We start from the raw sequence: 12,894 nt of genomic DNA on the forward strand, positions 1-12,894 counted from the left end.
CTATGACGATTTTCCTGCGCCGCCCATGGCGCCCCTTCCACCATGCTCCGCATGGTCCCCCTCCCCCGTGTCGCACGGGGGAGGCTTTTGTTTCACCGTAATCGCAGCCATGCAGTACTCCGTAGCAAACCCTAGTGGAGCGAGCGGAAGAGAGGGCACGTTCTGCCCCCCTGCGGATTTTAACCGTTTAAGCGAAGCGCGTTTGGAATCCGCAGGTATTGGGGAATCACGAACGCAATGATGCTGTTCAGATTGGTGCAGATTTTCCGTCCTATCAAGGAGATAAACCGGAAGCATAGCGGTGGCTATGCTGAGGATTTATCGACACAGAGAGGGCGAAAAAGATGTGCCAAGATGGACAACTGAATGCGTCCGTGATTCCCTCGCAGATAAGTGCCCGACCGCTTGCGTAACGAGGGTTCTGCGAGGAGTAGCAGGGCACTCATACACGGATGCCGAGCGAGGTCCTCTCGCAGGGGAGGCTTCGTTTACGGCAGCAGTTCAACCAGCCCGCTTCACCCGCTCCAAGAGTCCATTCCACGCCGCGACGAGGGCGACGAGGACGGCACCGATCGCACCGCCGAGGAAGATGCCGCCGATGCCGCGCACGAGCGACATCTCGATCGGCGTGCGCATGTGTGCGAACGTCTCGACCATGGAGCCCTGTCCGATGGTTGCCACGAGGACGAGGGCAAAGATGATCCACGTCCGCCACCGCCGTACCGCCGCGCAGAGTGCGAGCAGGAAGGCGGGGTGTCCGATCATGAACTCCTTCGTGCGCGGACGTGCGTAGAAGAGCTGCTCGAGCGCGGCGCGCATTTTCAGCTCGATCCCGGGCACGGGCATTCCTGAGGTGTGCCCACTGCGCAGGACGAGGACGATGAGCGCGCCGATGAGGACAAGGCCGCCGAGGAGCGAGCCGATGCGCACGGGGGTCGCGAGTATCTCGCGCACCTGTCCGAGGACGCCCGCCGACGCGTCGAACTGCCCATCAAAGATATCAAAGCGCTGCATGAACGCAATCGCCACGAGCACCATCGGCAGGACAAAGGTCAGCTTGATCCCGCGGAAGATGTCGAACTCGAGGAGATAGCGCGTATCGACGAGTGAGCCTGAGAGATAGCCCGCGCCGACGAGGGAGAGCGCACTCGTGATGCCGAGGAGCACCCAGCCCGCGACGATGATGCGCCATGTGGGCGTATCCTTTGCGAAACGCCGTCCGCCGAGGAGATCGAGCAGCCCCGTGATGGCGAGTGCCGGAAAGAGGTTCGCGCTCGCGAGTGCCGCGAGCATGCGGATCTTGCTCCCCGCACCGAGCAGGACGGGCATCATACCGATGAGCGCGAGCACGACGAAGGCGAGGAGCACTGCACGACGGCGGCGGTTCAGCGCCGGAATGACGAGCGAGAGATAGAGCACGCCCGCCGCGGCGACACCCATGATGACGAGTGCGCGCAGGAGGCGGGACGGCGCGTAGTCCGCAAACGTCCCCGCATGGCCAAGGGCAAAGCCGTGTGCCTCAAGTGCCTTGCGCGTATCGGTGAAGTACTTCATATTCGTCTCAAGGAGAGACATATTGGGCGCAGGCGTATCATAGATGCGCAGGAGATTGATGCGGATGTTGCGCTCCTCATCCGTCGTCACCCAGCGCTCGACCGCCTCGGCGATCTTGAGTTTTTTCTGCTCATCGGGCGGGATGGCGTAGAGACGCGCGACGTGCTCCTCTCCGAGCCCCTTTGCGATCTCGTCCATCCCCTGCTGACGGTAGAACTGCAGCTGCGTGATGCCCTCGATCAGGCCGAGCGTCAGCCGACGCTCCTTCATCTCGTCGATGGTCGTCTGCAGTGCCTTCGGTGCGCCGAGCGTCTCCTGTCCCGAGAAGACAATGGCAGAGACACGGATGCCCTCCATGCGGTCAAAGACAGCGCGTACATCATCCGGCGTGCAGTCGTGGTAGTTCGACGGGCGCGCGAGTACGTCAAAACCTGCTGCGTTGACGGCGCGCATCTCGTCCGCCGGCATCCCGATGTTCTGTTTCAGGAACGCCTCATAGAACGCCTTGACCGCGATGACCTCCTCATCGCCGACCGTATCGACGGTGACGCGATCCGCGCCGAAACGGCGCAGGAGGTCATCCTTTAGCTGTGCGTAGGTCTCGGGGTCGCTCCCCACGACGTAGACCTCCGTGCCGACGATCTTCCCCTCGTCCACCAGCGTGCGCCAGCGCGGATCCATGAGCATCCCGCTGTGATAGCGCGCGAGGATGTCCGCGCCCGAGAGGACGGCCGCCTTGCCGTTCGCGTTGAACTTCTTAAACGTCGTCTCATAGACGGCGAGCGAGGTGATGCCCGCCTCCTTTGCCTGAGCGAGCACCTCATCGGCGGGGAGCCCCTCGCGCTGTGCGAGCTCCAAAAGCCCCTCGTAGTCGATGGCGAGCTCCACCGTGCGCGAGTTCACCTCGACGGCGTGCCGCTGGAAGCCGATCACGACACTCGCGACAAAGCCGATGAGAATCGCCGCCAGCAGAATCGGATGATAGTAAAATTTCTTCATCTAAAATAAGTCCTTCGATATAATGCAGCGTCCATGCTGCGCGCTCTGTATCAAATAAGTGTGAAAATGAGGGTGAAAAATAATGGTATCTATTCCCACGCAGGCTGCGGTGACAGCAGCAAACCCTAGTGGAACGAGCGAGGAAAACGTGCGGTACACCCCGACGAATTTCTTCGTCCAAGCGAAGCGCGTTTAGAAATTCGTCGGTATTTAAGTGTACAAGCACGTGATCGCTCGTGCAGCGAGGCGTTTGCGATGTTACCGCACCGAAGCCTTACTTTCCAGCCGTCAGCACCACCACGCCGTCCCGCGCCTCGACGCTCTCAAAGGCGAGCCCGAGAGGCAGACTGTTGGCACGCGCGACAAGAATGTCGGGGAGGATGCTGTCGAGGCTCAGTGCATTCAGTCCGAGCCCGCGCGCGGAGATGCGGCGTGCCTTGTAGTAGAGATCGCCGTCCGCGACGCTGAACGCGCCGTCGATGGTCACGTCAAACGTCTGCCCGAGCGCCTTCGTCTCTGCCGTTGCGAGCACCTTGCCGGGCTCCACCTTCACCTCGACGCCCTCGAACTTGCCCGAGGAGCTGCCGATCAGCTCGCGCACGGCATCGGCATCGACGACGCCGCGCATCTGGACGCTGTCGGCGGAGGTGAGTTCCACCTTGTGCTCGCGCAGGAGGGTCATCATATCCACCTTGAGCCCCGTGCCGCTGACGGTCAGCTCACGCACGAAGAGCTTGCCGACGCGTCCCTGCCGCATGACGCCGTCGACGGCACCGATCTCACCGAAGACGAGACGCGGGCTGTCCGTGATGGAGATCTGCACATCCTCCGCCGCCGTCTGCTGCTTCAGCGCATCGACGATGTGCTCCTCGACGACGGTCGGCAGGACGAATACCGCTCCCGCCGCAATCAGCGCGAGGATGAGAATGGCCGTGACTGCCTTCCACATGATGAACCCTCCTGTCAATAATCGCCTCCCCTGCCACAGCGGGGGAGGGGAACCGCGCAAGCGGTGGAAGGGGCACCTCAGACGACTGCAATGATGCGTCTGCATCGATGCAGATGTTCCTCAGGCACCGGCGCCCCTATCGGCACGCGAAGCGTGCCACATACTGACCTGTCCGAGAGGCAAGTCCATCGGACGCAGCCGATTCGGGTAATAGGTCGTACGGGAAAACGTCCCAAGAGTATGAGCGATAGCGAAATACGATTGGTCGACGTTGACCGCTCCCCCATTGCGATGGGGGAAGCCAAACTTCTCTTAAAACTCGTGATTTGCCTTGGCGTTGAGATACGCGCGGATGAATGGGTCGAGTTCGCCGTCCATGACCGCCTGCACGTTGCCCGTCTCGGCGTTCGTGCGCACGTCCTTCACCATCGTATAGGGCTGGAACACGTAGGAGCGGATCTGGCTGCCCCACTCGATCTTCTGCTGGACACCCTCGAGCTTTGCGATCTCCTCTTCCTTTTTCTCCTGTTCGAGCTCAAAGAGCTTCGCGCGGAGCATCTTCATGCACTGCTCCTTGTTCTGGAGCTGTGAGCGCTCATTCTGGCACTGCACAACGATGCCCGTCGGCTCATGCGTCATGCGCACGGCGGACGAGGTCTTGTTGATGTGCTGTCCGCCCGCGCCGCTCGCGCGATAGTAGTCGACGCGCACATCGTCCATGTTGATCGGCACCTCGACCGCGTCGTCGATCTCGGGCATGACATCGCACGCGGAGAACGACGTGTGTCGCCGTGCCTGCGAGTCAAACGGCGAGATGCGCACGAGACGGTGTACGCCTTTCTCCGACTTCAAAAAGCCATAGGCGTTGTGCCCCTTGATAAAAAGCGTTGCGGACTTGACGCCCGCCTCATCGCCCGGCTGCAGGTCGGCCGTCTCCACGGTAAAGCCGTGTCGCTCCGCCCAGCGTCCATACATGCGGAGGAGCATCTGCGTCCAGTCCTGCGCCTCCGTTCCGCCCGCGCCAGCATGGAGCGTCAGGATGGCATCGTTCGCATCGTAGTCGCCCGAGAGCAGCACCTCGAGCTGCAGCGTCTCAAGCCCCTCCGTGATGAGGTCGAGCTCGGCGCGGATATCGTCCTCCATGGACGCATCCCCCTCCTCGATGCCCATCTCGTAGAGCGTCTCGGCATCCTCGTACTTTGCCATAAGCCCCTTGTAGGTATCGACGCCGCCCTTCAGCGCGGCGAGTTCCTGATTCAGCTTCTGCGCCGCCGCCGCGTCATCCCAAAAGGACGGCTCGCCCATCTTGTACTCGAGCTCGGCGATCTTCTCCTCCTTCGCGGGGATCTCGAGCGAGATGCGCATCTGATCGAGCTTTTCGCCCAGATCATTCAGTGTCGGTTTCAGATCTTCCAGCATAGTTTATTCCTTAAAATGTAAGTTCAACGTGATATAACAACGGACCGTTCAAAGCGCCCCCACCGGCTCACTCCGTTCGCCACCTCCCCCGTACCGACGGGGGGAGGCTTTCGTATTCAGTAGAATGCGGCAGGATGCTCATAAGCAAACCCTAGCGGAGCAAGTGAGTAAATACTGACCTGTCCAAGAAGCAAGTCCGTAGGACGAAGCTGATTGGGAAACAGGTCGTATGGGAAAACGTCCCAAGAACACAAACGTCAGCGAAGTGTGATTGGATGACGTTGACCGCTCGGGCGACTCGCCCCCGGCGTACTTCTTTCGTTCAAGCGTAGCGCGTTTAAGAAGTGCGCCAGTATTTAGGCGAACGAGCACGCGATCACTTGCGCAACGAGGCGTTTGCGTTGAGCATCCGTCGCAAAGCCTAATAATCATTTATCCTTCCCGTGGCAGTTCTTGTACTTCTTGCCGCTGCCGCAGGGACACGGATCGTTGCGCCCGATCTTTTTGCCGTCCTCATTCTTCTCCGCCTTTGCCTCGGCGGGCGCGGACTCATCGCCGTGCGAGACACGTGCGTTCATGAGATGGTTCTCGAGCTTCGAGCGCTCGCGTGCGAGCAGCTGCTCGGCGCGCTGCTGTGCCGCCGCATCCACGACGGGCCAGCCGGCGCACTGCCGTCCACCGTGCCCTCCTGTGCGGGCCCAACCGGCGTGACGATGCTCACATGGTACATGAGCGAGGCGATCTGATCCATGATCGCCGCCTCCATCTCCTCGAACATCGTGAGTGCCTCAATCTTGTACTCGACGAGAGGATTGCGCTGGCCGTAGGCGCGCAGGTTGATGCCCTCGCGCAGCATGTCCATGTGATCGAGGTGATCCATCCACTTCTGATCGACGACGCGGAGCATGACGACCTTTTCGAGCTCGCGCATATTCTCCTCGCCGAACATCAGCTCGCGGTTCTTGTAGCCCTCCTCGGCGACCTTCTCCAGTTCCTCTTGGATCTCGTCGCGCGCGAGCGCCTCGAGCTCCGCCTTCTTGAGGCGTCCCTTCGGGGCGTAGACCTTCTCCGCGTCCTCGATGAGGGCGTCGAGCTGCCATTCCTCGGGATAGAGTTTCTCGTTCGCGTACTGCGCCATCTCGTCCTTGATGATGTGTTTGACCATCGCGAGGATGTTGTCGCGCAGGTTCTCACCGAGCAGGATCTTCTTGCGCTCGCCGTAAATGACCTCGCGCTGCTGATTCATGACGTCGTCGTACTCGAGGACGTGTTTGCGGATGTCGAAATTGCGTGCCTCGACCTTTTTCTGCGCGTGCTCCACCGAGCGCGTGATGATCGCATGCTCGATCGGCTCGTCCTCGTCCATGCCGAGGCGATCCATGATGCCCGCGATGCGGTCGGAGGCAAAGAGGCGCATGAGATCGTCCTCCAGTGAGAGGAAGAACTTCGACGCACCGGGGTCGCCCTGACGGCCCGAGCGGCCGCGCAGCTGGTTGTCGATGCGCCGTGACTCATGCCGCTCCGTGCCGATGATGTAGAGGCCGCCGAGCTCCTCGACGCCCTCGCCGAGCTTGATGTCCGTGCCGCGGCCCGCCATGTTGGTCGCGATCGTGACCGCGCCCTTTTGTCCTGCATTGGCGACGATCTCGGCTTCTTTTTCATGGAACTTCGCGTTCAGCACGACGTGCGGGATGCCGTTTTTCTTCAGGACGTGCGACATCTCCTCGGACTGCACGATGGAGGTCGTACCGATGAGGACGGGCTGCCCCGTCTCGTGGATCTCCTTGACCGCCTGTCCGACGGCGCGGTACTTGCCCGCCTTGGTCTTGTAGATGACGTCCGGCTCGTCGACGCGACGGATGGGCTTATTCGTCGGGATGACGATGACTGGCAGCTTGTAGATCTTGAGGAACTCGTTTTCCTCCGTCTTTGCCGTGCCCGTCATGCCCGCAAGTTTGTCATACATGCGGAAATAGTTCTGGAATGTGATGCTCGCGAGCGTCTGCGACTCGCGCTGGATCTTGACGCCCTCCTTCGCCTCGATCGCCTGATGGAGACCGTCGGAGTAGCGGCGCCCCTCCATGAGGCGGCCCGTGAACTCATCGACGATGATGATCTCATCGCCCTTCACAACGTAGTCGCGGTCGCGGTGCATGAGTGCCTTGGCGCGCAGTGCTGCCGTAAAGCAGTGCGAGAGCTCGATGTTCTCGGGGGCGTAGAGGTTCGAGATGCCGACGATCTTCTCGATCTTCGGAACGGCGGAGTCCGTCGGTGCGACGGTCTTGGCCTTCTCATCGACGGTGTAGTCCTCGCCCTCCTTCAGGTGGCGGACGGCCTCCGCCATGACGCGGTAGTTGTCCGTCGACTTCGTGCCGGGACCCGAGATGATGAGCGGCGTGCGCGCCTCGTCGATGAGGATGGAGTCCACCTCGTCGACGATCGCATAGTGCAGATCCCGCTGCACCATCTGGCTCTCGGAGAGCACCATGTTGTCGCGCAGATAGTCAAAGCCGAACTCGTTGTTCGTGCCGAACGTCACGTCGGCGGCATACGCCGCCTTGCGCTCGGGGAAGTCCATGTTATGTGCGATGAGGCCGACCGTCAGCCCGAGATAGCGGTAGAGTTTGCCCATCCACTCACTGTCGCGGCGTGCAAGGTAGTCGTTAACCGTGACCATGTGGACGCCCTTGCCCGCGAGTGCGTTGAGGTAGACCGCCGTCGTCGCGACGAGCGTCTTGCCCTCGCCGGTACGCATCTCGGCGATGCGCCCCTCATGGAGGCAGATGCCGCCGATCAGCTGTACGTCAAAATGCCGCATGCCGAGCACGCGGCGCGAGGTCTCACGCACGACGGCGAACGCCTCGGGGAGGATCTCCTCCATCGTCTCCCCCTGCGCGAGCCGCTCACGGAATTTCTGCGTATAACCCGTCAGTTTGTCATCCGTGAGGTTCACCATCGACGGCTCGAGCGCGTTGATCTGCTCCACGATGCCGCGGTAGCGCGCGATCTCCTTGTCGTTGTTGTCGCCGAGGAATCGCTTGAGAATCGAAGATATGCCGAACAAATATTTCACACTCCTGTGCTGCTGGTCACCATAAACCGATTGAAAGACAGTATTCGTTTCATTATAGCACACGGTAACGTCTTTGCACAAGAAATCTTCAAGAGCCCCCGTTCGTGGGCAAATTGCAAGTTTAATTGTCGCAAGGTCCCGTTAAACTTTTAGCGAGTTATATCATCGCAGCATACATATCATTTGCTGACTTATATCCGAAAATCTTGCGCGGATAGTTGTTAACCCAATCTTCGATCCGCTGCAGTTCCTTCGGCTTCAATTTGCTGAAGTCCGTTCCCTTGGGAAGAAACCTGCGCAGCATCCGATTTCCGTTTTCGTTGCTTCCACGCTCCCAGCTGCTGTACGGATGCGCGTAATATACCTCGCCGCATTTGGCGGCACGCTTCATTCCTTCGCCATCCAAAAACGCTGACCCGTTGTCTGCCGTGATACTCTTGAATACGTGCGTAAAGTCTCCTTTGACGCGCCGCTGCAACCGACGAAGTGCTTGCAGTACTTCTTTTTGGCTCTTGTTCTTTATCAGAACATAGAGTGATTTCCTCGTCTGCCGTTCGACCAATGTTAAAATTACCGGCTTTGTCCCTTTGCGACCGACAACCAAGTCAATATCTTACGTCCGAGCGGGATGAGTTCGGCAGCCGTCGTCCCATTGATGTAATCAGAAAATGCCGTCCGATTGTGATATTGGATGAGCCGCAAAAAATGGGCAGAAAAGCTACGCAGAAGAGCCTCAAGGAGTTTGATCCGCTCTTTTGCCTGAACTATTCCGCGACGCACAAGGATTGTCATAATCTGGTCTATGTATTGGATGCTCTGGACGCCTACCAAAAGAAACTGGTCAAGCAGATCGAGGTCAAGGGATTTGACATCAAGAATCTCGGCGGGATGAACCGCTACCTGTTTTTAGAGAGCATCGTCATCGCGGGGGACAAGCCGCCCACGGCGCGTCTCGAGTTTGAGATCAAGCATCATAAGGCCATCAAGCGAGAAACACGTCTCGTGACAGCAGGCGACGATATTTTTTCGCTGTCGAAGAACATGGAGCAGTATCGTGGCTATCGCATCAATCAGATTGACCCCATCGAGAGAACGCTCTCTTTTACCAATGGCGAGGAAATCCAGGTCGGGCAGGTGCAGGGGGACGTATCGGAGGAGACGCTTCGCCGTGTGCAGATCAGGGAGACCATCCGCTCCCATTTCGAGAAGGAGAAGGAGCTGTTCGGCAAGGGGATTAAGTGCCTGTCTCTATTCTTCATTGACGAAGTGGCAAAGTATCGGAGGTATGATGAGGATGGCAACGAGATCAACGCCGTGTACGGCGATATTTTTGAGGAAGAATACACAGCGATCCTCAATGAATATCTGACTCTTTTTTCTACCCCCTACGAGGAATATCTGAAGGATATCGAAGCGGCGAAGACGCACGCCGGATATTTCTCCATCGATAAAAATGGACATAAGGTGAACAGCACGTTGAACCGGGGCTGTGACGAAAGTGACGATATTTCCGCCTATGATCTCATCATGAAGCACAAGGAACGGCTGCTCTCCTTTGAAAATCCCGTGCGGTTTATCTTTTCGCACTCGGCACTCCGCGAGGGCTGGGACAATCCCAATGTGTTCCAGATCTGTACGCTGAAACACGGCGGCAGCAGTGCCACGCAAAAGCGACAGGAGGTCGGACGTGGGCTGCGGCTGTGTGTCAATCAAAACGGCGATCGACAGGACGTCCATGTTTTGGGCAGCCAGGTGCAGAGGGTGAACCATTTGACGGTCATCGCCGCCGACGGGTACAAGGAGTTCGTCGCGGATTTGCAGCGCGGTATTCGAGAGGATCTCTACGACCGTCCCACCGAGGCGACCGCAGAGTATTTTATCGGCAAGACGCTGATACTGAATGGCCAAGATGTAACGATCAGTGAAAAACAAGGACGCAGCATATACAATTATCTCGTTCGCAATGACTACGTAGACGATGACGGGCATATCACCGACAAGTACAGAAATGATAAGGAAGCGAATACGCTCGTCCCTCTGCCGGAATCCGTCGAGGACATCAGTGACGGGGTGCACGCCCTGATCGGCAGTATTTTCGATCCGCATGCACTGGATGGCATGATCCGAGACGGACGCGAGACGACGGTGATGGAGAACCCGCTCAATGATAATTTCTACAAGGCAGAGTTCAAACGTCTGTGGGATCTGATCCATCACAAGTACGCCTATACGGTGGAGTTTGATGACGAGGAGCTGATCCAAAAGGCCATTGCACACATTGACGAAAAAATGTTCGTGACCCGCCTCCAGTACACGGTGACAAGCGGGCAGCAGGAGGAACACCTTACGGCAGACGATCTCAAAAATGGAACCGCCTTTAAGGAAGAGCGACGTAAGACTCTTACGCTCGAGCGTAGTGGAGGCTCTAGCGTGAAGTATGATGTGATCGGCAAGATCGCCGAAGGTGCGAAATTGACCCGCCGCAGTGCTGCAAAAATTGTGGCGGGGATAAAGCGACCTGTCTTTGCGATGCTCCAGAACAACCCAGAGGAATTTATCGTCAAGGCGATCCGATTGATCAATGAGGAAAAGGCTGCGATGGTTGTGGAGGAGATTACCTATAATCGGACGAATGAGGTTTTCGAGAGTTCCATTTTCACCGATGAGAAGAACCGAGATTACGCCCGTGCCTACCGTGCGAAGAAGAATGTGCAGAACAACTACCTCTTCGCCGATGGCTATGCAAAGGATGGCCTAAGTGTCGAGCGTCGCATGGCGGAGGACATGGACGTCGCCAAGGAGGTGTGCGTCTACGCGAAGCTGCCCAAGGGGTTCTATATCCCGACGCCGATGGGAAATTACTCCCCGGACTGGGCGATTGCCTTCAATAAGGGGGCAGTGAAACACATTTTCTTTATCGCAGAGACCAAAGGGACGATGGAGAGCCTGAATCTAAAACCCATCGAGCAGGCAAAAATCAAATGCGCCAAAAAACTCTTTGCCAGGCTCACCGATGATGACGTAGTGTATCATGAGGTGGACAGCTACCAGAGTCTCCTGAATATCATGGGAAAACTATAGAACGATAGAAAAACCCTGTGGGCCATGACACCCACAGGGTTTATTTATTCGTCTTTCTTGTCGTCGCCCAGCAGTTTCTTCGTCAGTGCGCGCAGGTAGTTCATGACGAGGCGGACGTCGTCGAATACCTGCCGTCCCTTTTTCGTGACGAGGCCGCTGTTGATGAAGAGGGGGTCGATGAGGGGGATCTGGACGAAGCCGTCGGTCGGGAGGACGGACGGACGCGCGAGGAAGGTCGAGCCGATGCCCGTGTGAACGAGATTTTTGACGGTGTGGAGGTAGGGCGAGTAGTGGACGACGTTCGGCTTTTCGCCAGCACGCCCGTACGCGTCCTGCACGAGGCGATCGACGAAGAATTTGCTGTCGAGCATGATGAGCGGCTCGTCCTTGAGTTCGCTGATGCTGAGCGCATGCCGCGCGGCGAGCGGATGATCGGGGCGCGTGACAAAGGTGCACTCGCAGTCAAAGAGTTTCGCATAGGAGAGCCGCGCGCTGAAATCCGCCGTATAGTTCGTCAGGGCAAAGTCGAGTTTCTCCTCCTCAACCATCTGCAGGGCGCTCACGCCGCCCGTCTCGATGATCTCGAGCTCGATCTCGGGATGCTCCGCGCGGAACTCACCGAAGATGTGCGGGAGAAAGACGACGCCGAGCTGCAGCGGCATGGCAACGCGCACCTTTGCGTGGCGGTGCGCCATGTCGCGGATCTCATCGTCGAGCCGCGCGACCTCCGTGAGGATGTAGGAGACCTTACTGAGGAGCTTTGCCCCATCCACCGTTACGGTGATCTTGCGTCCCTCGCGGTGAAAGAGGTTCAGCCCCGTCTCCGCCTCGAGCGCCTGCATGGCGACGGTGACGGTCGGCTGTGAGACGTGCAGATGCTCTGCGGCCTTTGTGATGTTTTGCCATTGGCATACCTCGTAGAAATACCGCATCTGAACCAGCGTCATCCGATCATCTCCTTCCGCGCCTCTGCGGCGACAGAACGTAGTGTATTCCTATATCATCATTAGTCTACTATATAAAGAACCGGGACAATATTTCAAATATCACATTTGTCCAATAGATTTTTTTAATAAAGTTACACTATTATTTTATCAGAAAGAAATATTTTCCACAAGTCCCAAAAAATGATATGCTCGGTTCGAAATAAAGATCACCATCAACGGTCATAGGAAGGGGTTTTACGATGAAGGTATATTGTGCAGATGCAGTGGAGCGTTTTGTCGAGGATATGCTCAAGGCGAACGAGGACAATCTGAAGGCGTATGAGACGAAGCCGGGCGTGTATGCCAACGTCGACCCGGACACGCATCATGATACGGTCGAGATTCCCGACGTACATCTGACGAAGTAAGACGTTTGATAAAAAGCGAGCGGACGATCCGCTCGCTTTTTTGTTCGTAAAAAATCATGTCAGTAAAAATCATGCAAACATCATCCATGGAGGTGGGTGTTCCTGCCGTATCCTAGCAAATGCGCGGCACCAGTTCCCCAAGCGGCAAATCCACGACGCGGATGCCGCCGAGTGCCGTCCTGAGCCCCACCGTACCGGGCGCATCGGCCGTCGTGTGTCCGATCACGCACGCCTCGCGTCCGTAGGTGTTCTCGTGCATCACATCGAGAACACGCGCCGTGAGCTCGGGACGGACGAAGGCAAGGAGTTTGCCTTCGTTCGCGAGCGTCAGCGGGTCGAACCCGAGCATCTCGCAGACGCCCTGCACGGCGGGACGCACGGGGATCTGCTCCTCATCGAGCAAGACGCCGACGCCCGCCGCGCCCGCCAGCTCGTTCAGCGACGCCGCCACACCGCCGCGCGTCG

Annotated in this window: 7 protein-coding genes and 2 pseudogenes; 2 read left to right on the forward strand and 7 right to left on the reverse strand. The window is 58.0% G+C overall.

Annotated features, from left to right (window positions below):
• Positions 1 to 501: 501 nt before the first annotated feature.
• The 5 genes and pseudogenes from C1713_RS01220 to C1713_RS01240 all read right to left on the reverse strand — a co-directional run.
• On the reverse strand, positions 502 to 2,553 hold the full coding sequence (locus C1713_RS01220; RefSeq protein WP_102492769.1) for a DUF5693 family protein: 2,052 nt from the start codon (positions 2,551 to 2,553) through the stop codon (positions 502 to 504).
• A 274-nt stretch (positions 2,554 to 2,827) separates the two neighbouring features.
• The gene (locus C1713_RS01225) at positions 2,828 to 3,502 is read right to left on the reverse strand and encodes a DUF2993 domain-containing protein (RefSeq protein WP_009753382.1); all 675 of its coding nucleotides are present in this window, start codon (positions 3,500 to 3,502) and stop codon (positions 2,828 to 2,830) included.
• A gap of 312 nt (positions 3,503 to 3,814) precedes the next feature.
• A complete protein-coding gene (prfB, locus tag C1713_RS01230; protein WP_102492770.1) occupies positions 3,815 to 4,921 on the reverse strand; it encodes a peptide chain release factor 2 in 1,107 nt (368 codons plus the stop codon).
• Between the two features lie 428 nt (positions 4,922 to 5,349).
• Positions 5,350 to 7,985, reverse strand: a pseudogene (gene secA / locus C1713_RS01235) (preprotein translocase subunit SecA).
• 166 nt (positions 7,986 to 8,151) lie between these two features.
• A pseudogene (locus C1713_RS01240) lies at positions 8,152 to 8,607 on the reverse strand (IS30 family transposase); the annotation flags it as partial.
• Positions 8,608 to 8,699: 92 nt separating this feature from the next.
• On the opposite strand from C1713_RS01240, the gene C1713_RS01245 reads away from it, so the two are divergent.
• Positions 8,700 to 11,075 carry a restriction endonuclease gene (locus C1713_RS01245; protein WP_212669078.1) on the forward strand — a complete coding sequence of 792 codons (2,376 nt, stop codon included), beginning with the start codon at positions 8,700 to 8,702 and terminating at the stop codon, positions 11,073 to 11,075.
• 44 nt (positions 11,076 to 11,119) lie between these two features.
• Here C1713_RS01245 and C1713_RS01250 read toward each other — a convergent pair whose 3' ends face one another.
• Positions 11,120 to 12,022 (reverse strand): LysR family transcriptional regulator, encoded by a 903-nt coding sequence (locus C1713_RS01250; protein WP_102492772.1) that lies wholly within the window; start codon positions 12,020 to 12,022, stop codon positions 11,120 to 11,122.
• Positions 12,023 to 12,261: 239 nt separating this feature from the next.
• Between C1713_RS01250 and C1713_RS12025 the strand changes: the two genes are divergently transcribed.
• On the forward strand, positions 12,262 to 12,429 hold the full coding sequence (locus C1713_RS12025; RefSeq protein ID WP_006690846.1) for a hypothetical protein: 168 nt from the start codon (positions 12,262 to 12,264) through the stop codon (positions 12,427 to 12,429).
• 112 nt (positions 12,430 to 12,541) lie between these two features.
• Here the strand turns inward: C1713_RS12025 and C1713_RS01255 are convergent.
• A partial coding sequence (locus C1713_RS01255; RefSeq protein ID WP_245870892.1) for an AIR synthase-related protein occupies positions 12,542 to 12,894 on the reverse strand: 353 nt, incomplete at its 5' end.

Origin of the sequence: Centipeda felix (assembly GCF_900186465.1) — a bacterium.
GTDB lineage: Bacteria > Bacillota > Negativicutes > Selenomonadales > Selenomonadaceae > Centipeda > Centipeda felix.